Origin of the sequence: Pseudomonas fungipugnans, assembly GCF_029955235.1 — a bacterium.
Taxonomy (GTDB): Bacteria; Pseudomonadota; Gammaproteobacteria; order Pseudomonadales; family Pseudomonadaceae; genus Aquipseudomonas; species Aquipseudomonas fungipugnans.
This window is the reverse complement of the sequence record NZ_JARBWL010000002.1, coordinates 2,199,711-2,225,199: the sequence shown is the minus strand read 5'-3', so window position 1 is coordinate 2,225,199 and position 25,489 is coordinate 2,199,711. Positions and strand designations below refer to the sequence as shown.

Sequence of the window (25,489 nt, the reverse complement as noted above, 5' to 3'; positions counted from 1 at the left end):
TCGCGAAGGCGTCCTTAGCAACACCACTTTCCTGAAGACAAAAAAAAGCCCGCCGTGTGAGCGGGCGAAAGACCAAAGAAGCTATATGCGCAGTCGCTTCTCGGAGGAGGCAGCCGCTTGGGGTCAGCTGCCCCGGTACGTGGAATAGCTGTACGGCGAAATCAGCAACGGTACGTGGTAGTGATCCTGCTCGGCAGAGATGCCGAACCGCAGCACCACCACATCCAGAAACGCCGGTTCCGGCAACTGGACGCCACGGGCGCGGTAGTAATCGCCCGCATGAAACTGGACCTGATAAACCCCGGTACGGTAGTCATCGCCTTGCAGCAGCGGTGCATCGACGCGACCGTCGCTGTTGGTTATCGCGCTGGCGACCAATTCCAGCTGCGAGCCTTCAACGCGGTACAACTCGACCTTGATCGAGCTGCCAGGGCAACCATGTGCAGCGTCCAAAACGTGTGTTGTCAAACGTCCCATTGATTCTGCGCGCCTGCCTGCGTGGAGCAGTCAGACCTCGCGCCTCCCGAAGTCAGGTGAAAAGGAGACCGCACCGTTTCGGAGCACGAAAAGCTGCGGCGAGCGACTGATTAAGACACTTTTCAAAAAAATTGTACACAATAAAAACGACATTTTTGCAGCGATCCCCGCCATCCGGGTCTTTGCCGCCAATCTGCCATCAAACCTTGCGAACAGAGGACCTTCCATCCATTAGCTGACCACTCAGGCAGGTTTCTTGCAGTAGCATCCTTTGATGACAGTCGGTGAAAAATGCAAAAAATCAGGCTTACAAAGTGAATATAAAGTTGTATACAATCAGCCCATCGCTGTGACGCCAGCCTGTCATCCATCGCCAGGCCGCCGCACTAACAGGCAACTACGAACAAGAAGGAACACTGCAGTGAGCGCTGACTACCCACGCGACCTGGTCGGTTACGGCAGTAACCCTCCACACCCACACTGGCCGGGCAATGCCCGTATCGCCCTGTCCTTCGTGCTCAATTACGAGGAAGGTGGCGAGCGCAATATCCTGCACGGCGATAAAGAGTCTGAAGCCTTCCTCTCGGAAATGGTCTCGGCGCAACCGCTGCAAGGCGCGCGCAACATGAGCATGGAATCGCTGTACGAGTATGGCAGCCGTGCCGGCGTCTGGCGGATCCTGAAACTGTTCAAGGCATTCGATATCCCGCTGACCGTCTTCGCCGTGGCCATGGCCGCCCAGCGCCACCCCGATGTGATCCGCGCCATGGTCGAGGCCGGCCACGAGATCTGCAGCCACGGCTATCGCTGGATCGACTACCAGTACATGGACGAAGCGCAGGAACGTGAGCACATGCTCGAAGCGATCCGCATCCTCACTGAACTCACCGGTGAACGCCCACTGGGCTGGTACACCGGCCGCACCGGCCCCAACACTCGTCGCCTGGTGATGGAGGAAGGCGGTTTCCTCTACGACTGCGACACCTATGACGACGACCTGCCCTACTGGGAACCGAACAACCCGACCGGCAAGCCGCACCTGGTGATCCCGTACACCCTGGACACCAACGACATGCGCTTCACTCAGGTTCAGGGTTTCAACAAGGGCGACGACTTTTTCGAATACCTGAAAGACGCGTTTGACGTGCTGTACGCCGAAGGCGCCGACGCACCGAAGATGCTGTCCATCGGACTGCACTGTCGCCTGATCGGCCGTCCGGCGCGACTCGCTTCGCTCAAGCGCTTTATCGAATACGCTAAAAGTCATGAACAGGTGTGGTTCAGCCGTCGTGTCGACATCGCACGCCACTGGCACGAAACCCATCCGTACCAAGGGGCTGCAAAATGAGCACCTTTCAAACCCTGAAGCCATCGACCCTGAGCCGCGACGCGTTCGTCAAAGCCTTTGCCGACATCTACGAACATTCGCCATGGGTGGCCGAGAAGGCCTTCGACCTGGGGCAGGACGCGGCGATCGACGAGATCGAAGCCCTGCACCAACGCATGAGCGACATCCTGTTGAGTGCCGATCACGCCAGTCAACTGGCTCTGATCAACGCTCACCCCGACCTGGCCGGCAAAGCTGCCGTCCAGGGCGAACTGACCGAAGCCAGCACCCATGAACAAGCTGGCGCCGGTATTCACCAATGCACGGCCGAAGAGTTCCAGCGCTTCACCGAGCTGAACGACGCCTACAAGGCCAAGTTCAAGTTTCCCTTCATCATGGCGGTAAAAGGCAGCAACCGGCATCAGATCCTCGCGGCGTTCGAAACGCGCATTCACAACCCGGAAAACACCGAGTTCAAATGCGCGCTGGCGCAGATCAACAAGATTGCGTTGTTTCGTTTACTGACCCTATAGCGCGCTTGGCCCGAGCGACACTGAACGCATACATCACCCAGGGCCCTGCAAGCATCCCAAGCCAACTTATTAAAGGCAGACAAGAAGAATGAAAGCTTACGCCGTACCTTTCGAGAAGTTCGTCAACCTGGCCGACGCCCGCCTGGGCACCAAAATCATCTCGGTCACCGATGACTGGTTCGCAGACGCCAATCGTCTGTTCCAACCGACCCCGGCCGTATGGAAGGAGGGCGTGTTCGATGACAACGGCAAGTGGATGGACGGCTGGGAGTCGCGCCGCAAGCGCTTTGAAGGCTACGACAGCGCGGTGATCCGCCTGGGCGTGCCGGGTTCGATCAAAGGCGTGGACATCGACACTTCATTCTTCACCGGCAACTTCCCGCCATCGGCGTCCCTGGAGGCCTGCTTCCTGGCCGAAGGCGAACCAACCGAAAACACCCAGTGGGTTGAAGTGCTGTCTGCCGTCGAGCTGCAAGGCAATAGCCATCACTACCACGAAATCAATAACGACCAGGCGTTCAGCCACCTGCGCTTCAACATCTACCCGGATGGCGGCGTGGCCCGTCTGCGTGTCTACGGTATTCCGTTCCGCGACTGGTCGGCGGTTGGCGACAACGAACAGGTTGACCTGGCCGCAGCCCTCAACGGTGGCCGCGCCCTCGCCTGCTCCGACGAACACTTCGGTCGCATGAGCAACATCCTCAACCCGGGCCGTGGCATCAACATGGGCGACGGCTGGGAAACCGCGCGTCGTCGCACGCCGGGCAACGACTGGGTGATCGTGGCGCTGGGTCATGCCGGCGAGATCGAGAAAGTCATCGTCGACACCCTGCACTTCAAGGGCAACTACCCGGACACCTGCTCGATCCAGGGCGCGTTCGTCAAGGGCGGCACCGACAGCCAGATCGAAACTCAATCGCTGTTCTGGCGCGAACTGCTGCCGGCACAGAAACTGGAAATGCACGCCGAACACACCTTCGCCGAACAGATCAAGGCGCTGGGCCCGATCACCCACATCCGCCTGAACGTGTTCCCGGATGGTGGTGTAAGCCGCCTGCGCGTATTGGGCAAGGTCGCCAAGTAAGCGGTGAACCTGTGGCGAGGGAGCTTGCTCCCGCTGGGCTGCGAAGCGGCCCCGCTTTTCTCCAGGAAGAAAGTGGACTGCTGCGCAGTCCAACGGGAGCAAGCTCCCTCGCCACAATAAACAACACAGAATTCAAGGTAAGAAGACCAGCATGCGCACACTAACGATTGAACCGCTGACCAAAGAAGCCTTCGCCCCTTTCGGTGACGTGATCGAAACCGATGGCAGCGATCACTTCATGATCAACAACGGTTCGACCATGCGCTTTCATAAACTGGCGACGGTGCAGACCGCCACGCCAGAAGACAACGCAATCATCAGCATCTTCCGCGCCGATGCGCAGGACATGCCGCTGACCGTCTGCATGCTGGAGCGTCACCCGCTGGGCAGCCAGGCTTTCATTCCGCTGCTCGGCAACCCCTTTCTGATCGTGGTCGCGCCACTTGGCGATGAACCTGTATCAGGCTTGGTCCGCGCCTTCGTCACCAACGGCAGGCAGGGCATCAATTACCATCGCGGCGTCTGGCACCACCCGGTGCTGACGATCGAAAAGCGGGATGACTTCCTGGTGGTTGATCGCAGTGGCACAGGCAATAACTGCGATGAGCATTTTTTCAAAGAGGATGAGCGTCTGATCCTCGCCCCCCACCAATAAGAGAAGGTCTGATCACTCGACGACAGAGTGACAGGCGAGAGGTAAAGACTGTGGAAGCACATCTGTTGGAATGGCTGAACCTGAGCGTGCGCTGGGTTCACATGATTACTGGCGTGGCCTGGATCGGTGCGTCGTTCTATTTCGTCTGGCTGGAAAACAACCTCAATCGGGTCAACCCGAAAAGTGGTCTGGCGGGCGATCTGTGGGCGATCCACGGCGGCGGTATCTACCACCTGGAAAAATACAAACTGGCCCCACCGACCATGCCGGACAACCTGCACTGGTTCAAATGGGAAGCCTATTTCACCTGGATGTCGGGGATCGCGCTGCTGTGCGTGGTGTTCTACTCCAACCCGACGCTCTACCTGCTGGCTCCGGGCAGCACCCTGAGCGGCCCAGAAGGCGTGGCCATCGGTATCGGCTCGCTGTTCATCGGCTGGTTCGTCTACTCCTTCCTCTGCGATTCGGCCCTGGGCAAACGCCCTGCCCTGCTTGGTGGCATCCTGTTCGTGCTGATCATTGCGGCCGCCTACGGCTTCAGTAAAGTGTTCAGCGGTCGTGGTGCGTACCTGCACGTCGGCGCGATCATCGGCACCATCATGGTCGGCAACGTGTTCCGCATCATCATGCCGGCCCAGCGCGCGCTGGTGGCGGCGATTGCCGAGAACCGCACACCCGATCCGGCGCTGCCGGCCAAAGGCTTGCTGCGTTCGCGTCACAACAACTACTTCACCTTGCCGGTGCTGTTCATCATGATCAGCAACCACTTCCCGAGCACCTACGGCAGCCAGTACAACTGGTTGATCCTGGCCGGGATCGCGGTGTTGGCGGTGTTGGTGCGTCACTACTTCAACACCCGCCACAACAGCCACAAATTTGCCTGGACACTGCCGGTGGCGGCGGTTGGCATGATCAGCCTGGCGTACGTCACCGGTCCCGCACCGATGACCACCCCGGACGTGGCCAAGGCACCGGCAAAAATAGAGTATCAACCATTGCCGGAAACGGCTCTGGGCGGTGGTGCCAAACCGGCTGAAGCCGCGCCTGCCGCACCGGCCGCTGCACCGGCTCAGGCCTCGAATCAGGGCCCTGTATTCGACAAGGTTCACAGCGTGATCCAGGAACGCTGCGCCGTCTGCCATTCGGCCAAACCGACCAGCCCGCTGTTCAGTGCGGCACCGGCCGGCGTGATGTTCGATACCCCGCAACAAATCCAGCAACTGGCCCCGCGTATCCAGGCACAAGCCGTCGCCAGCCAGATCATGCCGCTGGGCAACATCACCCAGATGACCCAGCAGGAACGTGACCTGATTGGCGCCTGGATCAACCAGGGGGCGCAGGTCAATTAAGTAAAAAAGCTTCGCGAGCAGGCTCGCTCCCACAAGGACTCCATCGATCCCTGTGGGAGCGGGCTTGCCCGCGATTGGCCGCAACGCGGCCCACCTGATTCGAATACAACTGCCAGCAGCATCGCAGTTGTAAATCACAAGAATAAAAAAGATCCGAGGTGTTGCATGTCCGAGCTATCCGAAGCGCGCATCCCCGACGCACCCGCCATTCAGCGTTTGCCCCTGTTGCAACTGATCCTGGTCGGCCTGCAACACGTTCTGCTGATGTACGGTGGGGCCATCGCGGTGCCGCTGATCATCGGACAGGCCGCTGGCCTGAGTCGTGAAGAAATCGCCTTCCTGATCAACGCCGACCTGCTGGTGGCCGGGATCGCCACCATTGTGCAATCGCTCGGCATCGGCCCGATGGGCATCCGCATGCCGGTGATGATGGGCGCCAGTTTCGCGGCGGTCGGCAGCATGGTCGCCATGGCCGGCATGCCGGGTGTCGGTTTGCAGGGGATCTTCGGCGCAACCATCGCCGCCGGGTTCTTCGGCATGATCATCGCGCCGTTCATGTCCAGGGTCGTGCGTTTCTTCCCACCGCTGGTGACCGGCACGGTCATCACCTCGATCGGTCTGTCGCTGTTCCCCGTGGCCGTGAACTGGGCCGGCGGCGGTGCTGGCGCGGCACAATTCGGTTCACCGATTTACCTCGCCATCGCCGCGCTGGTGCTGGCCACCATTCTATTGATCCACCGCTTCATGCGCGGTTTCTGGGTCAACATTTCCGTGCTGATCGGCATGTGCCTGGGTTACGCACTGTGCGGCCTGATCGGCATGGTTGACCTCAGCGGAATGGCGCAGGCGCCGTGGCTGCAAATCGTCACCCCGCTGCACTTCGGCATGCCGAAATTTGAACTCGCACCAATTCTTTCCATGTGCCTGGTGGTGGTGATCATCTTCGTCGAGTCCACCGGCATGTTCCTCGCGCTGGGCAAGATCACCGGTCAGGAAGTCTGCCCACGCATGCTGCGTCGCGGACTGCTGTGTGATGCCGGCGCGTCATTTTTCGCCGGCTTCTTCAACACCTTCACCCACTCCTCGTTTGCCCAGAACATCGGCCTGGTGCAGATGACCGGCGTGCGTTGCCGCTCGGTGACCATCGTCGCCGGTGGTTTGCTGGTGGTGCTGAGCCTGCTGCCGAAAGCGGCGTTCCTGGTCGCCTCGATTCCACCGGCCGTTCTGGGCGGTGCGGCGATTGCGATGTTCGGCATGGTCGCCGCCACCGGGATCAAGATTCTTCAGGAGGCCGACATCGGTGATCGCCGTAACCAGCTGCTGGTAGCGGTGAGCATCGGCATGGGCCTGATCCCGGTGGTGAAACCGGAGTTCTTCGCCCACCTGCCATTGTGGATGAGCCCGATCACCCACAGCGGCATCGCCATGGCGACCTTGAGTGCCCTGTCGTTGAACCTGCTGTTCAACATCCTTGGCGGCCGCGAGCGCGCCGCGATGAACGACTGCCAGGCTCATACCCACTAGCCCGGACAACACCAAGCCCTGTGGGAGCGGGCTTGCTCGCGAAGAGGTCATTACATTCAACATCACCGTTGACTGATCCGACGCTTTCGCGAGCAAGCCCGCTCCCACAGGTCAGCAACTGCCTGCGCCTCAACAATAAAAACAAGAGGAAGCAACAGATGGTTTTTACCCACTCAAGTCTGTCGTTTGGCAACGACAGGCCGGCTGCCGCCGTCCCTGCCCCAAACCTGTCGTCGGTGCGCTGTTGCAGGGCACTTGAGACCTGGCCAAGGAGTCAGTATTCTCCGCGGCCGCCCGAATTCGGTCTAAAAAAAAGCCCGGATTTAATTCCTGACCAGAAAGCCAACTTATCCCGGCGCTGGCCAGTACCAAGGCATTCACAAAAACCTCTCAATCGACAGCTTTCGAGCTGCCGAACGGGAGTTTTTTTGCTTTTCGAAAGCCCTGGCTCAGCTCTTGCTAACAGCACTAAAGCTGACCGATTGGATGAGTTTTTACAGCCGCACCAACAGGCGCCACACCAGAGCGCCGACCTTAAAAAAATAACGTGGAACCACCTACTTTTTGGGAGCAACCGAATGAAACGTACGTGCACCAGCCTGATGCTCGCGGGATCCTTGCTGGCCGGCGGCCAGGCGATGGCCGGCGATGGCGACCTGCTGCTGTGGCAGAACAACAGCCTGACCTACCTTTACGGCAAGGACTTCAAGGTCAACCCGGCCATCCAGCAGACCATCACCTTCGAGCACGCCGACGCCTGGAAATACGGGGATAACTTCCTGTTCGTCGACAAGATCTTCTACAACGGCAAGGACGACGCCCATTCCGGCCCGAACTCCACCTACGGTGAGTTCAGCCCGCGTATTTCGCTGGGCAAGGTGCTGGACCAGAAGATCGAATTCGGCCCGATCAAAGACGTGCTGCTGGCGATGACGTACGAGTTTGGTGAAGGCGATGTCGAGTCCTACCTGATCGGTCCTGGCTTCGACCTGGCGATCCCTGGCTTTGACTACTTCCAGTTGAACTTCTACCAGCGTCACCCCGATGGCGACCGTCCGGGCAACAATGTCTGGCAAATCACCCCGGTCTGGTCCTACACCATCCCGGTCGGCGATTCGAGCGTGCTGATCGATGGCTACATGGACTGGGTGGTCGACAACGACACCAACGCCCGTGGCGACTACCACGCCAACCTGCACTTCAACCCGCAGGTCAAATACGACTTGGGCAAGGCACTGAATTTCGGTGCGAAGCAGTTGTATGTGGGTGTGGAATACGACTACTGGAAAGACAAGTACGGGATTGATGACACCCGTGCGTTCACGACCAATCAGAACGTGACGAGCTTCCTGGTCAAGTTCCACTTCTGATCGTAAAAGCATCGCGAGCAAGCTCGCTCCCACAGGTGATGGTGTTCTCCCATGAGAATGCGATCAAATGTGGGAGCGAGCTTGCTGGCGATAGCCGCACCGCCAATCTCAAGCCCCGTTAACTCCCAGAAACCGGCACAACTCTTCCTTCTTCGCCAATGCATCCCGGCGCCCCAGATCAATCAACTCGCTGCAATACCCAGACTCGAACAACAGATAACTCAACACCCCCGCCCCACTGGTCTTGGTCGCACCCGGTCCGCGTAGAAACAGGCGCAATGCTGCCGGCAACTCCTGACGATGGCGCGCAGCGATTTCATCAATCGGCTGGCTCGGCGAAATCACCAGCACGTCCACCGGCGCCACGCCCAGTTCACGGACTGGCGTGCCAGCGGGCATCAGGTGGCTGAACTGGTTCAGACGCTGCAACAACTCGATGTCGCTTTCCAGGCTGTCAATGAAGGTGCTGTTGAGCATGTGCCCGCCGATCTGCGCCAGCGTCGGCTGCTGACCGGTGTAGGTGCGCTGTAGCGGCTGCTGCGGATCCACGCCGCGCGGGTTGCCGCTGACGCCCACCACCAGCACCCGGCTCGCGCCCAGGTGCAGGGCCGGGCTGATCGGGGCCGACTGCCGTACCGCCCCGTCGCCAAAATATTCTTCACCGATTTTCACCGGCGCGAACAGCAAGGGAATGGCGGAACTGGCCAGCAGATGTTCGACGGACAATTGGGTCGGGATGCCGATCCGCCGGTGGCGCAGCCAGGCATCAATGGTGCGGCCCCCCTGATAGAAGGTCACCGCCTGACCGGACTCATAACCGAACGCCGTCACCGCCACCGCGTGCAATTGCTTCTGCGCGATGGCCTCGGCGATGCCGTTCATTTGCAGCTTGTCGCTGAGCAGTCCGCGCAACGGCGAACTGTTCAATAGCGCTACGGGCACATGCGCGCCGAGGCCGAGCAAACTGTGGCTGACAAAACGGCTGGCCTGATGGATGACGCCGGGCCAGTCGCTGCGCAATACCAAATGACTGCGAAAGCCCTGCCAGAAGGCTGTCAGACGCTCGATGGCGCCACGAAAATCCATCGCCCCACTGGCCAGGCTGACGGCGTTGATCGCCCCGGCCGAGGTGCCCACGATTACCGGAAAAGGGTTGTCCGCCCCCGGCGGCAGCAATTCGGCAATTGCCGCCAGCACACCCACCTGATAGGCCGCCCGAGCCCCGCCGCCGGAAAGAATCAATCCTGTAACCGGTTCAGCTGGGCTCATCGCAACACTCCATGGTGCTTAAGGAAAAAACGCGGGGTCAGCCGCGCTTGGCGTACAGTTTCGGCTCGCCCGGTGGGCGGCTCTTGAAGCGGCGATGGGCCCAGAGGTATTGCTGCGGGCAATCACGCAAGGCGCCTTCAACCCATTGGTTGATGCGGATGCAGTCCGCCTCTTCGGTCTCGCCGGGAAAACCGTCGAGCGGCGGGTGAATCACCAGCCGATAACCGCTGTTGTCGGCCAGACGCTCTTGAGTAAACGGCACCACCAGCGCCTTGCCCAGCCGTGCAAACTTGCTGGTGGCGGTCACGGTCGCGGCCTGAATGCCGAACAGCGGCACGAAGATACTTTGCTTGGCGCCATAGTCCTGATCCGGTGCGTACCAGATCGCACGGCCTGCGCGCAGCAGTTTGAGCATGCCACGCACATCGTCACGTTCCACCGCCAGTGAATCGAGGTTGTGCCGCTCGCGGCCACGACGCTGGATGAAGTCGAACAGCGGATTTTTATGCTCGCGGTACATGCCATCGATGGTGTGCTGCTGACCGAGCAACGCCGCACCGATTTCCAGCGTGGTGAAATGCAGGGCCATGAGAATCACGCCCTTGCCGTCGCGCTGGGCTTTTTTCAAGTGTTCCAGGCCTTCGACGTGCGCCAGCTTCGCCAGCCGCTGACGCGACCACCACCAGCTCATGGCCATTTCAAAGAAGGCGATGCCGGTGGAGGCGAAATTTTCCTTGAGCAGACGCTTGCGCTCCACGGCGGTTTTTTCCGGGAAGCACAGCTCCAGATTGCGCTTGGCAATGCGCCGTCGGTCGCCGGCCACCCGATACATCAACGCACCCAGAGCGCGGCCGACAAACAGCAACGCCGGATACGGCAACTGCACAATCAGCCACAACAGCCCCAGCCCGCACCACAGCGGCCAGAAACGCGGAGAAAGAAATGCTGCTCGAAAACGCGGGCGATCCATTAAAGCTTCCGTCAAGACAATGGCCGCGCATTCTACATCGTTCGACCCGGCTTGCGGCTCGCGGGCGTTCTCGTTATAAGTCTCGGCACTTTTAGTGACAAGCCGTTGTATGCCGACCATGAGCCAAACCGAATCGCTAGACCAAGAGCCCGTGTTCCAGTTGAAGGGCAGCATGCTCGCCATTACGGTGCTGGAACTGGCCCGTAACGACCTCGAAAACCTTGATCGGCAGCTGGCCGCCAAGGTTGCCCAGGCGCCGAACTTCTTCAGCAATGCGCCGCTGGTCCTGGCCCTGGACAAACTCCCGGCCAGCGAAGGCGCGGTCGACTTGCCGGGGCTGATGCGCGTATGCCGCCAGCACGGCCTGCGTACCCTGGCGATCCGCGCCAGCCGCATCGAAGACATCGCTGCTGCCATCGCCGTGGATTTGCCGGTGCTGCCGCCATCGGGCGCTCGCGAGCGTCCGTTGGACCCGACCGAAGGCGTCGTTGCGAAAAAGCCGGAAAAACCACCGGAACCGACCATCAAACCGACCAAGGTCATCACTTCGCCAGTACGCGGCGGGCAGCAGATTTATGCCCAGGGTGGCGATCTGGTGGTCATTTCGTCGGTAAGTCCGGGCGCGGAACTTCTCGCCGATGGCAATATCCATGTATACGGCCCTATGCGCGGTCGCGTGCTGGCCGGCGTAAAAGGCGACACCAAGGCCAGAATTTTCTGTCAGCAAATGAGCGCTGAACTAATCTCCATCGCCGGGCATTACAAGGTTTCCGAAGACCTGCGTCGCGACCCGTTATGGGGTGCCGGGGTGCAGGTCAGCCTGTCGGGCGACGTGTTGAACATCATTCGGCTTTAACGGATACTGCCGCATTTTCCAAGCATCTCTAAAACGTAGCGAAAACGGCTCAAACGAAGTGGGAAAAAGGCCAAAAGCAGTGTTTACCCAACGTAAACCCCGCCCAGGACCGGATTCCAGCCAAGGCTGTCCGACTGCAGTAGTTTTTCAAGAGATGTTTTTCAGGGGCTAAAAGTCCTTTTTCCTTAGGGGTGAAACACCTTGGCCAAGATTCTCGTGGTTACATCCGGCAAGGGTGGTGTGGGTAAGACCACCACCAGCGCCGCTATCGGTACCGGCCTCGCTCTGCGCGGCCACAAAACAGTGATCGTCGACTTCGACGTCGGCTTGCGTAACCTCGACCTGATCATGGGTTGCGAGCGCCGCGTGGTGTACGACTTCGTCAACGTGGTCAACGGCGAAGCCAACCTGCAGCAAGCCCTGATCAAAGACAAGCGCCTGGAAAACCTCTACGTGCTGGCCGCCAGCCAGACTCGCGACAAAGACGCGTTGACCCAGGAAGGCGTGGAAAAAGTCCTGATGGAGCTCAAGGAACAATTTGAGTTCGTGGTCTGCGACTCCCCGGCGGGTATCGAGAAAGGCGCTCACCTGGCCATGTACTTCGCTGATGAAGCGATCGTCGTGACCAACCCGGAAGTGTCTTCGGTACGTGACTCGGACCGCATGCTGGGCCTGCTGGCCAGCAAGTCCCGCCGCGCTGAAAAGGGCGAGGACCCGATCAAGGAACACTTGCTGCTGACCCGCTACAACCCGCAACGCGTGAGCGACGGCGAAATGCTGGGCGTCGAAGACGTCAAAGAGATTCTGGCCGTGACCCTGCTGGGCGTGATTCCGGAATCCCAGGCAGTACTGAAAGCTTCCAACTCGGGTGTGCCCGTTATTCTCGACGACCAGAGCGACGCCGGTCAGGCGTACAGCGATGCCGTTGATCGTCTGCTGGGCAAAACCGTGGAGCATCGTTTCCTCGATGTTACGAAGAAGGGCTTCTTCGAGCGCCTGTTTGGAGGTAGATAATGAATCTTTTTGACTTCTTTCGTGCCAGCAAAAAGGTCAGCACCGCGTCGGTAGCGAAAGAGCGTCTACAGATCATCGTGGCGCATGAACGCGGCCAGCGCAGTACGCCGGACTACCTGCCAGCCTTGCAGAAGGAACTGGTCGAGGTGATCCGCAAGTACGTCAATATCGGGTCCGATGATGTGCACGTCGCTCTGGAAAACCAGGGCAGCTGCTCGATTCTGGAACTCAATATCACCCTGCCAGATCGCTGAGTCGATCCGGCTGGAGCCACGGCGGCTCAGGTCCCTTCTGTTGAAGAAAGGGACCTGACCCGCCGTTGGCGTTTGTTACGAGGCTGTTTTAATGCCGTTGTCCAACATCCGCATCATTCATCAGGACGCCGCCGTTTTGGTGGTGGATAAACCGACCCTGTTGCTCTCAGTCCCTGGCCGGGCCGATGACAACAAGGACTGCCTGATCACCCGCCTGCAAGAAAACGGCTACCCCGAAGCGCGAATCGTCCACCGGCTCGATTGGGAAACCTCCGGCATCATTTTGCTGGCCCGTGACCCGGACACGCACCGCGAACTGTCTCGGCAGTTTCATGATCGCGAAACCGAAAAAGCCTATACCGCCCTGGCCTGGGGCCAACCGGAACTGGACAGCGGCAGCATCGACCTGCCCTTGCGCTACGACCCGCCGACCAAGCCACGCCATGTGGTGGACCATGAATTCGGCAAACACGCCCTGACCTTCTGGCGCGTACTGGAGCGTTGCGGCGACTGGTGCCGCGTGGAACTGACCCCCATCACTGGCAGATCCCATCAATTACGCGTACACATGCTGTCCATTGGCCACCCCCTGCTGGGCGATGGGCTCTATGCCCACGAACAGGCCCTCGCCGCCTGGCCACGCCTGTGCCTGCATGCCAGCATGCTGAGCTTCACTCACCCACAAACCGGTGAACGCCTGCGCTTCGAGTGCCCTGCACCGTTTTAAACCCTGCCCGAGTGCAAGGTGCGTTTTAACGAAAAGGATGTAGTCCGGATGAGCTGTTCCGAGTCCCTGGTAACACCTGTCGAGAAAACCCGGCAGCAACTGCTTTATCTGATCTATGGCAATCAGGACGTTTATCGTCGCGAAGCCAAATTCAGCATTTTGACCGCACTGTCTCATGGCAAGGCCGGCACGATGCCGAGCATCAGAATCCTCACTGATCGCCCCGAGGACTATGCCGGCTGGCCGGTTGAAACGGTATTCCTGAGCGAGGAAACCCTGACGCTGTGGCAAGGCCGCAACGGCTATCACCACCGCCGCAAGGCCTGCGCCATTGCCGAGGGCCTGAAGTACGCGCAAAAGACCCTGTTCGTCGACACCGACACCCTGTTCATCTGCGACCCGAGCCAGATATTCCAGCGAATCCAGCCCGGTCAGTACCTGATGGACCGCTTCGAGTACAACTGGCAGGACGTCTATGATCGTCAGGATTACGTGCGACTTGGCCGCTGCCTGAGCGCACACGGCATAGACCGGCAAAACGGTTTCAAACTCTACAACAGCGGCCTGTGCGGGGTGACCGACCAGGACAGCCCGCTATTCGACGAGTCCATCAAACTGATCGACGAATGGACCCGTGGCGGTTTCGATATCCACACCATCGAACAGATCGCCCTGTCGTTCGCGATGTGCGGCAAACCCGTGACCGAGGCAAAAAAATACGTCTATCACTACTTCGCCGAAAAACGCTTTTTCCACGCGATGCAGGCGTACTTTTTCTCGCAGCACGGTGAAGCGTTCAGCCAGGAGCTGGTCGAGCTGTGCCGCGACGTGCCACGCAGCAAACCTTTCCCGTCAGCCTGGCATCGACTGAAAATCAAATGGAAGCTGCGCAATCAGCGCGGCCCCCTGAGAAAGGTCGGCCGCGACTTGCTCTATGGCAGCGCCGCCCCCGCCGATCCGTATTACGATGTCTGCCGGCACGAATGGTGGGAATGTGCTTCACGAGAGATTCTGCGCTGGGACAAAACCCGTCAGAAAAAACTGCTGAACACTCATCATCACTGGCCAGAGCAATTGCCCAAGCCGCAAAAGACCGAAGATGAACGGGTGATCATGAAGTATTTGAAAAATCGGGTGCTGACGTGACCGACTCACGTCATGCCCAAAGCCTGCGATCAATACGTTAAACTCCCGCCACTGCTGTCTGGAGCTTCTTATGCGCGAAGAGTTGAACCAAGGCCTGATCGACTTCCTCAAGGCCTCCCCTACCCCGTTTCATGCCACCGCCAGCCTTGTTCAGCGCCTGGAAGCGGCGGGCTTTGTGCGGCTTGACGAGCGCGATCCCTGGACCACCGAGGCCAACGGTCGTTACTACGTCACCCGTAACGATTCCTCCATCGTCGCCTTCAAGATGGGCCGCCACTCGCCGCTGCACGGCGGTATCCGCCTGGTCGGCGCCCACACCGACAGCCCGTGCCTGCGCGTCAAGCCGCAGCCGGAACTGCAACGCCAGGGCTTCTGGCAACTGGGCGTCGAAGTGTATGGCGGCGCATTGCTCGCGCCTTGGTTCGACCGCGATTTGTCGTTGGCCGGCCGCGTGACGTTCCGCCGCGACGGCAAGGTCGAAAGCCAGCTGATCGACTTCAAGGCGCCGATTGCGATCATCCCCAACCTGGCCATTCACCTGAACCGTGAAGCCAATCAGGGCTGGGCGATCAATGCCCAGACTGAATTGCCGCCGATCCTTGCGCAGTTCGCCGGTGACGAGCGAGTGGATTTCCGCGCCGTACTGACCGATCAACTCGCCCGCGAGCATGGCTTGAACGCTGACGTGGTACTCGACTACGAGTTGAGCTTCTACGACACCCAAAGCGCAGCAGTCATCGGTCTGCATGGCGACTTCATTGCCGGCGCACGCCTGGACAACCTGCTGTCGTGCTACGCCGGACTGCAAGCGCTGCTGAACGCCGAAACCGATGAAACCTGCGTGCTGGTGTGCAACGACCACGAAGAAGTCGGCTCCTGCTCGGCGTGCGGTGCCGATGGCCCGATGCTGGAACAAACCCTGCGTCGCCTGTTGCCTGAAGGTGACGAGTTCGTACGCACCATTCAGAAATCCCTGCTGGTCTCGGCGGATAACGCCCACGGCGTACACCCCAACTACGCCGAGAAGCATGACGCCAACCACGGCCCTAAACTCAACGCCGGCCCGGTGATCAAGGTCAACAGTAACCAGCGCTACGCTACCAACAGCGAAACCGCAGGCTTTTTCCGCCATCTGTGCATGGCCGAAGAAGTGCCGGTGCAAAGCTTCGTGGTCCGCAGCGACATGGGTTGCGGCTCGACAATCGGCCCGATCACCGCCAGCCACCTGGGCGTGCGCACCGTGGACATCGGCCTGCCGACGTTCGCCATGCACTCGATCCGCGAGCTGTGCGGCAGCCATGACCTGGCACACCTGGTCAAAGTGCTGAGCGCGTTCTACGCCTGCCGCGAGTTGCCGTAGCCCTCTGAAGTTTCGTCGCAACGCCTTCGCGAGCCGGCTCGCGAAGGCGCCGGTTCAGCCGCTGATGGATGCAGGCGGCTGATTTCTGATCCACATCACCCCCGCTCGCCAAAAGCCACCTAGACTTCAAATACCCCCTACGACAAGGCTGTCACCATGATTTCGATGTCTTCGTTCCACGCCATGCTGATTCCGATTCTATGCGGGATGGTCCTGCTCGCCGTCGGCTTCAATTTCCGTGACAAGAACGCCGGCGTCTTCGCCATGTGGGTCGGCATGCTGCTGATCCTCGCCACTGTCGTTTACAAGATCCTCGCCAAACTCAACGAATAAATCCGCGTCGCGGCTCGCATTGATTTTGACGGGCTCGTACACTCGGTCGATCCGCTCATCCCGAGGTTGACCGCCTAGTGTTCGCTCGTCTTTTCGCCCTGCCCTGTTTACTCCTTGTCTGCCTCATGACGTTGCTGCCGATGGCACCTGCGCAGGCAGTCAGCTTGCCGGGGCTGCTTACCAGTCAGACCAAAACCCAACCCGAGGCGCAAGAACCGCTGGGGCAATCGCTGGACGAAGTAATCAAGTCCCTGGAGAACGATCAACAGCGAACCAAACTGCTGGCGGACCTGAAAAAGCTGCGTGACGTCACCAAAAAAGCCCAGGCGACGCCCGAAGAAGGTGTGCTCGGCTTGATCGGCGGCACGCTGGCCAGTTTCGAAAAGCAGTTTTCCGGAGCCGACAGCCCGATCACCCGCTGGTCCGAAGAGTTTGACCTGGCCAAGGATGAACTCGCGGCATTGATCGTGCCGAGCAACGAATGGCTGCCGATCATCTTCGGCTTCGCGATGATTCTGATGGTCTGGAGTTTGCTGGCTGCCGCGCTGATCTGGCTCGGCCATCGGGTACGCATGCGTTTCGGGCTGACCGAGGAACTGCCGCAACACCCCAAGGCGCTGGACATGCTGCGCTTCGCCTTGCGCAAGCTCGGGCCGTGGCTGATCGCGTTGGTGATTACCGTCTATATGAGTTACGCCCTGCCCTCGTCATTGGGCAAGAGTCTGGCCATGGTGCTGGCTTATGCGCTGGTGGTCGGCACCTGTTTCTCGGCAATCTGTGTGATCGCGTTTTCCGTACTCGACGGCCCGCACCGTCACCGCGCCCTGTATATCCTGCGCCATCAGGCCTTTCGTCCGCTGTGGCTGATCGGCAGCTTCGCGGCCTTCGGCGAGGCGATCAGCGATCCAAGACTGGTCGACAGCCTCGGCAGCCACTTGGCCCACACTGCCGCAACGCTCGCCAATGTGCTGGCGGCGCTGTCCACCGGTCTGTTTATCCTGCGGTTCCGACGCCCCATCGCACACTTGATCCGCAACCAGCCGCTGTCCCGACGCCTGACCCGGCGCGCCCTGAGCGACACCATCGATATTCTCGGGACCTTCTGGTATTTGCCGGCGCTGGTGCTGGTGGGCATCTCGCTGTTTGCGACTTTTTTCTCGGCCGGCGACACCAGCACAGCGCTGCGTCAGTCGCTGATCTGCACCGTGCTGCTGGTGTTGTGCATGGTCATCAACGGGCTGGTACGCCGCCATTCGCTCAAACCGCAACGGGGCGTGAAACGCCATGCGCTGTATTCCGAGCGCCTGAAAAGCTTCTTCTACACCCTCGCGCATCTGCTGGTCTGGCTGACATTCATCGAACTCGGCCTGCGGGTGTGGGGCATGTCGCTGATTGCCTTCACCGAAGGCGAAGGCCATGAAGTCAGCGTCAAGCTGTTCAGCCTCGGCGGGACACTGATCTTCGCCTGGCTGATCTGGATTCTCAGCGACACCGCCGTGCACCACGCCCTCACCCGCTCACGCAAAGGCCTGGCCAACGCCCGAGCGCAAACGATGATGCCGCTGATCCGCAACGTGCTGTTCGTGGCGATCTTCATCATTGCGCTGATCGTCGCCCTGGCCAACATGGGCATGAACGTCACGCCACTGCTGGCCGGTGCCGGCGTGATCGGCCTGGCCATCGGTTTTGGTGCGCAGTCGCTGGTCGCGGATTTGATCACCGGTCTGTTCATCATCATCGAAGACTCCCTGGCCATCGACGACTACGTGGACGTCGGCGGCCACCTGGGCACCGTCGAAGGCCTGACCATCCGCACGGTGCGCCTGCGCGACATCGACGGCATCGTCCACACGATTCCCTTCAGCGAAATCAAAAGCATCAAGAACTACTCCCGGGAATTCGGCTACGCGATCTTCCGGGTGGCGGTGCCGTACAACATGGAGATCGACGATGCGATCAAACTGATGCGTGAAGTCGGCCAGAAAATGCGCACCGATCCGCTGCAACGACGCAACATCTGGTCACCGCTGGAGATTCAGGGCGTGGAAAGTTTCGAGTCCGGCAGCGCCATTCTTCGCGCCCGGTTCAAGACCGCGCCGATCAAGCAGTGGGAAGTGTCGCGGGCGTTCAACTTGTCACTCAAGCGCCATCTGGATGAAGCCGGGCTGGATCTGGCGACGCCGCGGATGAGCGTGCAAGTGATCACCGCTGGCGGCGGCGCGCAAAAGGAAAGCAGCCATGAGTGAAGACCTCATGCCTGAAACCAGCCAGCCCCCAGCCATGCACTCAACAGCCCCAGCGCAGTGCCGAAGATAATCAGCCAGATCGCATTGATCCGGCTGAAATACACCACCGCCGCACTGGCCAGGGTCAGCAGCACACTCGGGGCGCTGGTTTCCAGGCTGCGGATCAGAATGTAGCTGGCGGCGAGGATCAGCCCGATGGAAATCGGCACCAGGCTGCGTTTGACCCGTTGCACCCAAGGCGTTTCGCTGTGCCTTTGCAGCCAGCCTGCCCCGACATACGTCAGCACCGAGCAAGGCAGCAGCTTGGCCAGCAGCGCAACCATCGCTCCCGGCACGCCAGCGGCCTGTTGGCCGATAAAGACCAGAAACATGCCGTTGGGCCCCGGCAGCGCCTGGGATAAGGCGAAAAAGGCGACGAACTGGCCGTCAGTGATCCAGTTCATGTCGGTGACGGTGTAGCGGTGAATATCGCTCAGCGCGACCGTATTGCCGCCAATGGACATCAGCGACCACAGTGCGCACTGGATCATCAGGTGCAGCAGGATGCTCTGCATATCAGTTGGCCGCCTTGGCGCTGCCAATGAAACTCAAGGCCAGGGACGCGGGGATGCAGATCAGCAATACACTCCACAGCGGCAGCACCAGCACCGCCATCAATACGAAAGTCAGGACAAAAGCACTGTAATTGGCCAGGGTGCGGGGCATGGCCTTGAGCAGTCGCAGCGTCGTGCCGAGCATCAAGCCGGTAGCAATCGGCATCACCGCGCCAAAGACCTCCTGTACAACCGCATGACTCCACCACTTGGCGTAGGCGAACCCGGCGAGCACGGTGATCAGCGAAGGGAAAAGGTACAAGCCACAGACAGTGACGAAGGCCCCCGGCAAGCCATGCAGTCGACGACCGTAGATGATCCCGACGTTCGCAATATTGGGGCCGGGGAAAAACTGGCCGGTGCTCAGCAGTTCATTGAACTCCTGTTCGCTGACCCAGCGTCGGCGATCAACCATCATCTGCCTGGCCCAGGGCATGACTCCGCCAAAGCCACACAGGCCGACCCAGACAAAGTTGTAGAACAGCTGCCACAAACTGGGGACGGGGGCGTCGAGAGAAGCGTCGGGCGTCGGCATGGCAGACCCTGCAGAAAAAGGCATCGGGAGATTGGCCAAGAGAGTTTAGCGGGGCGCCGTTGCCACCGGAATCATGCGTTCTTTTTTGTAGCGGATATTTTCAGTTGCCTGGCCTCAGGCGACATCCACTCCGACATGAATCGCATCATGGCGCCAGAACTCCAGATCACAGTCGATCAACCGCTCATGCTGATCGTAGTTGACCCGGGCAATACGCAACCCCGGGCTGCCCACCGACACCCGTAGAGCCGCCGCCGCATCCGCCGACAATGACGTAGGTACAATTTCGAATCGCACCCGGCCGTAGTGCAAGTCGTAGTTGCGTGCATACAACTCGGTAATTGACTGATTCAAATCGAACTCAAGGATCCCGGGAAAAAACTGCGGATTCAGGTAGTGCTCTACATACAGTACTAGCCGCCCGTCAATGCGCCGTGCCCGGCAAATCTGGATCACACTCGACAACGCCGGCAATTGCAGCCAGGCACACACCGCCGCCGACGCCGGTTGCAAGCGTGCCGAGATCACTTCGGTGGACGGCACTCGGCCCTGCGCACTGACCATCGCGTGAAAGTGGCTGCGCTGCATCAGGTTGTAGGCCAGGCGCGGTGGCGACACGAACCAGCCACGGCGTTCTTCGCGATAAATATGCCCCTGCGCCTCCAGTTGCAACAACGCCTCGCGCACAGTGATTCGCGTGGTGCCGAACAACTCACTGAGTTTGCGCTCGGCCGGCAGTTTACTGCCGGCCGCCAACAGGCCGTGGTCGAGCTGTTCCCGAAGTACTTGGCCGATGGTTGTCACTGCCTTGGTTGTCTCGACGCGCATCAACGTTACCTATCTGGACTAGACCAGCACTGTTTCGGGGCAGAACGACACCGGATGGCGCGTCCTGAAACGTATTGCAAGCCTAGGCAATACATATGACTGATCGATGACAAACCCGCCGAACGGCCTGAAAACAACACTGCAAATAAGCGGCCAAGTCCTTGCAAACAGGGCTTTTGGTGATGGTCTACGCTTATCTCGCACCCTCCATCGCCGAGCCAAAAAACGGTGGGCGCGGATGGCACCGACATCAAAGTGTCATCCAGCTCACCTAAATTGGCTCAGGTATTGCTGACCTAGACCAACACAACCGCAATCGCAGCGTTGATAACGCCCAAAGGAGCTTCGGATGAAACAGCTTTTCCTGGCATCACTGTTAGGCTCGACCATTGCCATGTGCACCGCCGCCATGGCGGCTGATACCGATTTAAAGACCCTGGAAGCCGCTGCGAAAGCGGAAGGCGCAGTCAACAGTGTCGGCATGCCCGATGACTGGGCCAACTGGAAAGGCACCTGGGACGACCTGGCCAAGACCTATGGCCTCAAACACATCGACACCGACATGAGCTCGGCCCAGGAAGTGGCCAAGTTCGCCGCTGAAAAAGACAACGCCAGCGCCGACATCGGTGACGTGGGCGCCGCCTTCGGCCCGATCGCCGTCAAGCAAGGCGTGACCCAGCCGTACAAACCAACCACCTGGGCGCAAGTCCCGGACTGGGCTAAAGACAAGGACGGCAACTGGGCCCTGGCCTACACCGGCACCATCGCCTTCATCGTCAACAAAAAGCTGTTGCACGGTTCTGATGCACCGAAAAGCTGGGCAGACCTGAAGACCGGCAAATACAAAGTCTCCATCGGTGACGTGAGCACTGCCGCTCAGGCAGCCAACGGCGTACTGGCTGCCGCGCTGGCCAATGGCGGCGACGAAAAGAACATCGAGCCTGCACTGCTGATGTTTGCCGAGATCGCCAAGCAGGGTCGCCTGTCGCTGGCCAACCCGACCATCGCCACCATGGAAAAAGGCGAAGTGGAAGTGGGCGTGGTCTGGGACTTCAACGGCCTTAGCTACAAAGCCAAGATGGCCAACCCGGATGACTACGTCGTGCTGATCCCGTCTGACGGCTCGGTGATTTCCGGTTACACCACCATCATCAACAAATACGCCAAGCACCCGAATGCGGCCAAGCTGACCCGTGAGTACATCTTCAGCGACGCCGGCCAGACCAATCTGGCGCGTGGTAACGCTCGTCCAATCCGCGCCGAACACCTGACCTTGCCGGAAGACGTGAAAGCCAAGCTGCTGCCCAACGAGCAATACAAGAAAGTCACGCCGATCAAGGACGCGGATGCATGGGAGAAGACTTCCAAGGCCCTGCCACAGAAGTGGAACGAAGAAGTCATCGTCAATATGCAATAACGAATGGGTCACCCGCTGGGTGATCTGATGAAGATCCACTGTGGGAGCGAGCCTGTTCGCGAAATCGGATTCACGTTCAACTTATGTGTTGACTGATACCCCGCCTTCGCGAGCAGGCTCGCTCCCACAGGGGGGATTGGTTGTGTACTTGAAATCTGTTTCCCGGAGTCATTGCCCCTATGAAGCACAACGTCATCCTTGTCGTGCTCGACGGCCTCAATTACGAGGTTGCGCGCCACGCCATGGGGCACCTGCAGGCTTATGTTGGCGCAGGACGCGCGGCGCTCTACAAACTGGAGTGCGAACTGCCGGCCCTGTCCCGACCGCTGTACGAATGCATCCTGACCGGCGTTGCGCCGATCGACAGCGGCATCGTCCACAACAACGTCTCGCGCCTGTCCAACCAGCGCAGCGTCTATCACTACGCCAGCGACGCCGGCCTTGTTACTGCGGCGGCGGCCTATCACTGGGTCAGCGAGCTGTATAACCGTTCGCCCTTCGTGGCCGCAAGGGACCGTCACACCGACGACCCGCAACTGCCGATCCAGCACGCTCATTTCTACTGGAACGACCACTACCCGGATTCGCACCTGTTCGCCGACGCCGAGAACCTGCGCCTGCGTCACACGCCGAACTTTCTGCTGGTGCACCCCATGAACATCGACGACGCCGGGCACAAGCACGGCCTCGATACCGCGCAATACCGCAACAGCGCCCGCTCGGCCGACATCATTCTGGCCGACTACCTGCAAGCCTGGCTCGACGCCGGCTATCAGGTGCTGGTGACTGCCGACCACGGCATGAACAACGACCGCTCCCACAACGGCCTGTTGGCAGCAGAGCGCGAAGTGCCGCTGTTTGTTCTCGGCAATGCGTTCAGCTTCGACGCTGGCGCCGCACCGAAACAGACTGAACTCTGCGGCACCGTCTGCGAACTGCTGGGTGTGGCCCACGACAAACCTGTGTGCCGGGAGCTGCTCAAGTGAAGTCAATGATGCGCGGTAAATGGCTGGCCGCCTTGTGCCTGGTGCCCTTCGCAATCTTTTTCATCGTGTTCCAGATCGCCCCGTTATGCTGGGTGCTGATCAACAGCCTGCAATCGGAAGAGTTCGGCTGGGGCATTGCCAATTTCAGCAAGATCTTCAGCTCGAAGTTCTATTTGCAAGCGATCCAGTACAGCCTGGAGATCAGTTTCTGGTCCAGCGTATTCGGGATCATCATCGCGGTACTGGGCGCTTATTCCCTGCGCCGGGTCGATTCCAAACTGCGCAATTTCGTGAATGCCTTCGCCAACATGACCAGCAACTTCGCCGGTGTGCCGCTGGCTTTTGCGTTCATTATTTTGCTGGGCTTCAACGGCAGTTTCACCATCATGCTCAAACAGGCCGGGATCATTCAGGATTTCAACCTGTACTCGAAAACCGGTCTGATCATTCTCTACACCTACTTCCAGATTCCCCTCGGCGTGCTGCTGCTCTACCCGGCTTTCGACGCCTTGCGCGAAGACTGGCGCGAGTCCGCCGCACTGCTGGGCGCCAATGGCTGGCAGTTCTGGCGACACATCGGCTTGCCGGTACTGACGCCGGCGCTGCTCGGCACGTTCGTGATCCTGCTGGCCAACGCCCTCGGCGCCTACGCCACGGTGTACGCGTTGACCACCGGCAACTTCAACGTGCTGCCGATCCGTATTGCAGCGATGGTCTCCGGCGACATTTCCCTGGACCCGAACATGGCCAGTGCCCTGGCCGTGGTGCTCGTGGCGTTGATGACCCTGGTGACCATCGTGCATCAGTTGCTGTTGAAGAGGAGCTACCATGTCTCGCGCTGAATTGGGGCCCGTCGGTGTCTATCACCGGGTCGTGGTGTACCTGCTGTTTGCCATTTTGTTGTTGCCGCTGCTTGGCACGCTGATCTATTCGATCGCCAGCAGTTGGTCGGCGACCATTCTGCCCAGCGGCTTTACCTTCAAATGGTACGTACAACTGTGGAGCGACCCGCGCTTTCTCAACGCATTTGGCCAGTCGCTGCTGGTGTGCGTCGGCTCGCTGATCCTGTCGGTGGTGCTGATTCTGCCGCTGCTGTTCGTGGTGCATTACCACTTCCCGAAACTCGACGCGCTGATGAACATCCTGATCCTGCTGCCCTTCGCCGTGCCACCGGTGGTGTCGTCGGTGGGGCTGTTGCAGCTCTATGGCTCCGGGCCGTTCGCGATGGTCGGCACGCCATGGATCCTGATCGGTTGCTACTTCACCGTGGCGCTGCCGTTCATGTACCGGGCGATCACCAACAACCTGCAGGCGATCAATCTGCGCGACCTGATGGACGCCGCCCAACTGCTCGGTGCCAGCACCTGGCAAGCGGCGTTCCTGGTGGTGCTGCCAAATTTGCGCAAGGGGTTGATGGTGGCGTTGCTGCTGTCGTTCTCGTTCCTGTTCGGCGAGTTCGTGTTCGCCAACATCCTCGTCGGCACCCGCTACGAAACCCTGCAGGTCTACCTCAACAACATGCGTAACAGCAGCGGCCATTTCACCAGTGCGCTGGTGATTTCCTACTTCTTCTTTGTGCTGGTTCTGACCTGGGCGGCCAATATCTTGAACAAGGACAAAAGCGAATGAGCTATGTCAGCGTCCAACACCTTCAAAAAAATTACGCAGGGACAACGGTGTTCAGCGACATCAACACCGAAATCCAGAAGGGCGAATTCGTCACCCTGCTCGGCCCATCGGGTTGCGGCAAGTCCACACTGCTGCGTTGCATTGCCGGGCTGACCCCGGTGGATGGCGGCAAGATCCTGCTCGATGGCGTCGATATCGTGCCCTTGAGTCCGCAGAAACGCGGGATCGGCATGGTGTTCCAGAGCTATGCACTGTTTCCGAACATGACCGTGGAGCAGAACGTCGCCTTCGGATTGCGCATGCAGAAGGTCAACGCCGACGACAGCCACAAGCGCGTCAGCGAAGTGTTGAAACTGGTGGAGCTCAATGATTTCGCCGCTCGATACCCGCACCAGCTGTCCGGCGGCCAGTGCCAGCGTGTGGCACTGGCTCGCTCGCTGGTGACCCGTCCGCGCCTGTTGCTGCTGGATGAACCCCTGTCGGCACTCGATGCACGGATTCGCAAGCACCTGCGCGAACAGATCCGTCAGATTCAGCGCGAACTGGGCTTGACCACGATCTTCGTCACACACGATCAGGAAGAAGCCCTGACCATGTCTGACAGGATTTTCCTGATGAATCAGGGAAAAATCGTACAAAGCGGCGACGCCGAGACCCTCTATACCGCGCCCGTCGATGTCTTCGCCGCAGGCTTCATCGGCAACTACAACCTGCTGGACGCCGACAGCGCCACCCAGTTGCTGCAACGGCCGATCAGCGGGCGCATCGCGATTCGCCCGGAGGCCATCGAACTGAGCCTCAATGGCGAGCTCGATGCGCAAATACGCAGCCACAGTTTGCTGGGTAACGTGATTCGCTATCGGGTCGAAGCCCGGGGCGTGGAATTGGTGGTTGATGTGCTGAACCGCTCGGCAGCCGATCTGCATCCCGATGGTCAGCGTCTGGCGCTTTCCATCGATCCGACGGCCCTGTGTGAGGTAGCCTGATGACTTTGCTGATGTTGAAGA

At 59.7% G+C, this 25,489-nt stretch carries 26 protein-coding genes; 20 read left to right on the top strand and 6 right to left on the bottom strand.

Annotated elements, in window-relative coordinates; all coding sequences use genetic code 11:
• Nucleotides 1-123 precede the first annotated feature (123 nt).
• On the bottom strand, nucleotides 124-477 hold the full coding sequence (gene uraH / locus POF45_RS25300) for a hydroxyisourate hydrolase (RefSeq protein WP_008031462.1): 354 nt from the start codon (nucleotides 475-477) through the stop codon (nucleotides 124-126).
• Nucleotides 478-898: 421 nt separating this feature from the next.
• On the opposite strand from uraH, the gene puuE reads away from it, so the two are divergent.
• From puuE to POF45_RS25265, 7 genes are all read left to right on the top strand, one after another.
• Nucleotides 899-1,825: an allantoinase PuuE gene (gene puuE / locus POF45_RS25295; protein WP_282316984.1), complete on the top strand. Its 927-nt coding sequence runs from the start codon at nucleotides 899-901 to the stop codon at nucleotides 1,823-1,825.
• Nucleotides 1,822-2,337: a 2-oxo-4-hydroxy-4-carboxy-5-ureidoimidazoline decarboxylase gene (gene uraD, locus POF45_RS25290; RefSeq protein WP_282316983.1), complete on the top strand. Its 516-nt coding sequence runs from the start codon at nucleotides 1,822-1,824 to the stop codon at nucleotides 2,335-2,337. The genes puuE and uraD overlap by 4 nt, the downstream gene beginning before the upstream one ends.
• Nucleotides 2,338-2,425: 88 nt before the next feature.
• Nucleotides 2,426-3,421: an allantoicase gene (gene alc / locus POF45_RS25285; RefSeq protein ID WP_259501151.1), complete on the top strand. Its 996-nt coding sequence runs from the start codon at nucleotides 2,426-2,428 to the stop codon at nucleotides 3,419-3,421.
• A 151-nt stretch (nucleotides 3,422-3,572) separates the two neighbouring features.
• The gene (locus tag POF45_RS25280) at nucleotides 3,573-4,076 is read left to right on the top strand and encodes an ureidoglycolate lyase (protein WP_109628737.1); all 504 of its coding nucleotides are present in this window, start codon (nucleotides 3,573-3,575) and stop codon (nucleotides 4,074-4,076) included.
• Between the two features lie 50 nt (nucleotides 4,077-4,126).
• Entirely contained in the window at nucleotides 4,127-5,425 is a 1,299-nt protein-coding gene (locus tag POF45_RS25275; protein ID WP_259501147.1) for a urate hydroxylase PuuD, read from the top strand.
• Nucleotides 5,426-5,590: 165 nt separating this feature from the next.
• Entirely contained in the window at nucleotides 5,591-6,949 is a 1,359-nt protein-coding gene (locus POF45_RS25270; protein WP_259501145.1) for a nucleobase:cation symporter-2 family protein, read from the top strand.
• Between the two features lie 578 nt (nucleotides 6,950-7,527).
• Nucleotides 7,528-8,319, top strand: coding sequence for an outer membrane protein OmpK (locus tag POF45_RS25265; protein ID WP_259501143.1), 792 nt, complete (start codon nucleotides 7,528-7,530; stop codon nucleotides 8,317-8,319).
• A 108-nt stretch (nucleotides 8,320-8,427) separates the two neighbouring features.
• On the opposite strand, the gene POF45_RS25260 is transcribed toward POF45_RS25265, so the two are convergent.
• Together POF45_RS25260 and POF45_RS25255 are read right to left on the bottom strand one after the other, a co-directional pair.
• The gene (locus POF45_RS25260; protein WP_282316982.1) at nucleotides 8,428-9,588 is read right to left on the bottom strand and encodes a patatin-like phospholipase family protein; all 1,161 of its coding nucleotides are present in this window, start codon (nucleotides 9,586-9,588) and stop codon (nucleotides 8,428-8,430) included.
• 37 nt (nucleotides 9,589-9,625) lie between these two features.
• Nucleotides 9,626-10,558: a lipid A biosynthesis lauroyl acyltransferase gene (locus tag POF45_RS25255; RefSeq protein ID WP_259501139.1), complete on the bottom strand. Its 933-nt coding sequence runs from the start codon at nucleotides 10,556-10,558 to the stop codon at nucleotides 9,626-9,628.
• Nucleotides 10,559-10,676: 118 nt separating this feature from the next.
• Between POF45_RS25255 and minC the strand changes: the two genes are divergently transcribed.
• From minC to POF45_RS25215, 8 genes are all read left to right on the top strand, one after another.
• Entirely contained in the window at nucleotides 10,677-11,414 is a 738-nt protein-coding gene (gene minC, locus POF45_RS25250) for a septum site-determining protein MinC (protein ID WP_259501138.1), read from the top strand.
• Between the two features lie 201 nt (nucleotides 11,415-11,615).
• Entirely contained in the window at nucleotides 11,616-12,428 is an 813-nt protein-coding gene (gene minD, locus POF45_RS25245) for a septum site-determining protein MinD (RefSeq protein WP_259501137.1), read from the top strand.
• Nucleotides 12,428-12,682, top strand: a complete 255-nt coding sequence (gene minE / locus POF45_RS25240) for a cell division topological specificity factor MinE (RefSeq protein ID WP_007898843.1) — start codon at nucleotides 12,428-12,430, stop codon at nucleotides 12,680-12,682. The genes minD and minE overlap by 1 nt, the downstream gene beginning before the upstream one ends.
• A gap of 91 nt (nucleotides 12,683-12,773) precedes the next feature.
• The gene (locus POF45_RS25235; protein WP_003223144.1) at nucleotides 12,774-13,409 is read left to right on the top strand and encodes an RluA family pseudouridine synthase; all 636 of its coding nucleotides are present in this window, start codon (nucleotides 12,774-12,776) and stop codon (nucleotides 13,407-13,409) included.
• A gap of 48 nt (nucleotides 13,410-13,457) precedes the next feature.
• Nucleotides 13,458-14,555 (top strand): hypothetical protein, encoded by a 1,098-nt coding sequence (locus POF45_RS25230; RefSeq protein WP_282316981.1) that lies wholly within the window; start codon nucleotides 13,458-13,460, stop codon nucleotides 14,553-14,555.
• 70 nt (nucleotides 14,556-14,625) lie between these two features.
• Nucleotides 14,626-15,915: a M18 family aminopeptidase gene (locus tag POF45_RS25225; RefSeq protein ID WP_259501132.1), complete on the top strand. Its 1,290-nt coding sequence runs from the start codon at nucleotides 14,626-14,628 to the stop codon at nucleotides 15,913-15,915.
• Between the two features lie 156 nt (nucleotides 15,916-16,071).
• Nucleotides 16,072-16,248 (top strand): hypothetical protein, encoded by a 177-nt coding sequence (locus tag POF45_RS25220; RefSeq protein WP_282316980.1) that lies wholly within the window; start codon nucleotides 16,072-16,074, stop codon nucleotides 16,246-16,248.
• A gap of 77 nt (nucleotides 16,249-16,325) precedes the next feature.
• Complete coding sequence (locus tag POF45_RS25215; protein ID WP_259501127.1) at nucleotides 16,326-18,494, top strand: mechanosensitive ion channel domain-containing protein; 2,169 nt, start codon at nucleotides 16,326-16,328, stop codon at nucleotides 18,492-18,494.
• A 5-nt stretch (nucleotides 18,495-18,499) separates the two neighbouring features.
• Here POF45_RS25215 and POF45_RS25210 read toward each other — a convergent pair whose 3' ends face one another.
• The 3 genes from POF45_RS25210 to POF45_RS25200 form a co-directional block, all read right to left on the bottom strand.
• A complete protein-coding gene (locus POF45_RS25210; protein WP_282316979.1) occupies nucleotides 18,500-19,048 on the bottom strand; it encodes a chromate transporter in 549 nt (182 codons plus the stop codon).
• 1 nt (nucleotide 19,049) lies between these two features.
• The gene (locus POF45_RS25205; protein WP_259501113.1) at nucleotides 19,050-19,622 is read right to left on the bottom strand and encodes a chromate transporter; all 573 of its coding nucleotides are present in this window, start codon (nucleotides 19,620-19,622) and stop codon (nucleotides 19,050-19,052) included.
• Between the two features lie 114 nt (nucleotides 19,623-19,736).
• Nucleotides 19,737-20,450 (bottom strand): UTRA domain-containing protein, encoded by a 714-nt coding sequence (locus POF45_RS25200; protein WP_282316978.1) that lies wholly within the window; start codon nucleotides 20,448-20,450, stop codon nucleotides 19,737-19,739.
• Between the two features lie 349 nt (nucleotides 20,451-20,799).
• On the opposite strand from POF45_RS25200, the gene POF45_RS25195 reads away from it, so the two are divergent.
• The 5 genes from POF45_RS25195 (at nucleotide 20,800) to POF45_RS25175 (ending at nucleotide 25,468) form a co-directional block, all read left to right on the top strand.
• Nucleotides 20,800-21,867, top strand: coding sequence for an ABC transporter substrate-binding protein (locus POF45_RS25195; protein WP_259501107.1), 1,068 nt, complete (start codon nucleotides 20,800-20,802; stop codon nucleotides 21,865-21,867).
• Between the two features lie 179 nt (nucleotides 21,868-22,046).
• A complete protein-coding gene (locus POF45_RS25190; protein WP_282316977.1) occupies nucleotides 22,047-22,853 on the top strand; it encodes an alkaline phosphatase family protein in 807 nt (268 codons plus the stop codon).
• A gap of 5 nt (nucleotides 22,854-22,858) precedes the next feature.
• Nucleotides 22,859-23,695, top strand: a complete 837-nt coding sequence (locus POF45_RS25185) for an ABC transporter permease (protein ID WP_259503124.1) — start codon at nucleotides 22,859-22,861, stop codon at nucleotides 23,693-23,695.
• The gene (locus POF45_RS25180) at nucleotides 23,682-24,482 is read left to right on the top strand and encodes an ABC transporter permease (RefSeq protein WP_259501103.1); all 801 of its coding nucleotides are present in this window, start codon (nucleotides 23,682-23,684) and stop codon (nucleotides 24,480-24,482) included. The genes POF45_RS25185 and POF45_RS25180 overlap by 14 nt, the downstream gene beginning before the upstream one ends.
• A complete protein-coding gene (locus POF45_RS25175; protein WP_259501101.1) occupies nucleotides 24,479-25,468 on the top strand; it encodes an ABC transporter ATP-binding protein in 990 nt (329 codons plus the stop codon). The genes POF45_RS25180 and POF45_RS25175 overlap by 4 nt, the downstream gene beginning before the upstream one ends.
• Nucleotides 25,469-25,489 lie beyond the last annotated feature (21 nt).

What these genes read in the sequence shown, in the direction of transcription:
- minE (WP_007898843.1), top strand. Translation starts at nt 12,428, where the DNA reads ATGAATCTTTTTGACTTCTTTCGTGCCAGCAAAAAGGTCAGCACCGCG.
- uraH (WP_008031462.1), bottom strand. Translation starts at nt 477, where the DNA reads ATGGGACGTTTGACAACACACGTTTTGGACGCTGCACATGGTTGCCCT.
- POF45_RS25205 (WP_259501113.1), bottom strand. Translation starts at nt 19,622, where the DNA reads ATGCCGACGCCCGACGCTTCTCTCGACGCCCCCGTCCCCAGTTTGTGG.
- POF45_RS25280 (WP_109628737.1), top strand. Translation starts at nt 3,573, where the DNA reads ATGCGCACACTAACGATTGAACCGCTGACCAAAGAAGCCTTCGCCCCT.
- POF45_RS25265 (WP_259501143.1), top strand. Translation starts at nt 7,528, where the DNA reads ATGAAACGTACGTGCACCAGCCTGATGCTCGCGGGATCCTTGCTGGCC.
- POF45_RS25220 (WP_282316980.1), top strand. Translation starts at nt 16,072, where the DNA reads ATGATTTCGATGTCTTCGTTCCACGCCATGCTGATTCCGATTCTATGC.
- POF45_RS25225 (WP_259501132.1), top strand. Translation starts at nt 14,626, where the DNA reads ATGCGCGAAGAGTTGAACCAAGGCCTGATCGACTTCCTCAAGGCCTCC.
- POF45_RS25255 (WP_259501139.1), bottom strand. Translation starts at nt 10,558, where the DNA reads ATGGATCGCCCGCGTTTTCGAGCAGCATTTCTTTCTCCGCGTTTCTGG.
- POF45_RS25210 (WP_282316979.1), bottom strand. Translation starts at nt 19,048, where the DNA reads ATGCAGAGCATCCTGCTGCACCTGATGATCCAGTGCGCACTGTGGTCG.
- POF45_RS25185 (WP_259503124.1), top strand. Translation starts at nt 22,859, where the DNA reads ATGATGCGCGGTAAATGGCTGGCCGCCTTGTGCCTGGTGCCCTTCGCA.
- POF45_RS25190 (WP_282316977.1), top strand. Translation starts at nt 22,047, where the DNA reads ATGAAGCACAACGTCATCCTTGTCGTGCTCGACGGCCTCAATTACGAG.
- POF45_RS25230 (WP_282316981.1), top strand. Translation starts at nt 13,458, where the DNA reads ATGAGCTGTTCCGAGTCCCTGGTAACACCTGTCGAGAAAACCCGGCAG.
- POF45_RS25270 (WP_259501145.1), top strand. Translation starts at nt 5,591, where the DNA reads ATGTCCGAGCTATCCGAAGCGCGCATCCCCGACGCACCCGCCATTCAG.
- POF45_RS25175 (WP_259501101.1), top strand. Translation starts at nt 24,479, where the DNA reads ATGAGCTATGTCAGCGTCCAACACCTTCAAAAAAATTACGCAGGGACA.
- POF45_RS25200 (WP_282316978.1), bottom strand. Translation starts at nt 20,450, where the DNA reads ATGCGCGTCGAGACAACCAAGGCAGTGACAACCATCGGCCAAGTACTT.
- POF45_RS25260 (WP_282316982.1), bottom strand. Translation starts at nt 9,588, where the DNA reads ATGAGCCCAGCTGAACCGGTTACAGGATTGATTCTTTCCGGCGGCGGG.
- POF45_RS25180 (WP_259501103.1), top strand. Translation starts at nt 23,682, where the DNA reads ATGTCTCGCGCTGAATTGGGGCCCGTCGGTGTCTATCACCGGGTCGTG.
- uraD (WP_282316983.1), top strand. Translation starts at nt 1,822, where the DNA reads ATGAGCACCTTTCAAACCCTGAAGCCATCGACCCTGAGCCGCGACGCG.
- POF45_RS25235 (WP_003223144.1), top strand. Translation starts at nt 12,774, where the DNA reads ATGCCGTTGTCCAACATCCGCATCATTCATCAGGACGCCGCCGTTTTG.
- alc (WP_259501151.1), top strand. Translation starts at nt 2,426, where the DNA reads ATGAAAGCTTACGCCGTACCTTTCGAGAAGTTCGTCAACCTGGCCGAC.
- POF45_RS25195 (WP_259501107.1), top strand. Translation starts at nt 20,800, where the DNA reads ATGAAACAGCTTTTCCTGGCATCACTGTTAGGCTCGACCATTGCCATG.
- minC (WP_259501138.1), top strand. Translation starts at nt 10,677, where the DNA reads ATGAGCCAAACCGAATCGCTAGACCAAGAGCCCGTGTTCCAGTTGAAG.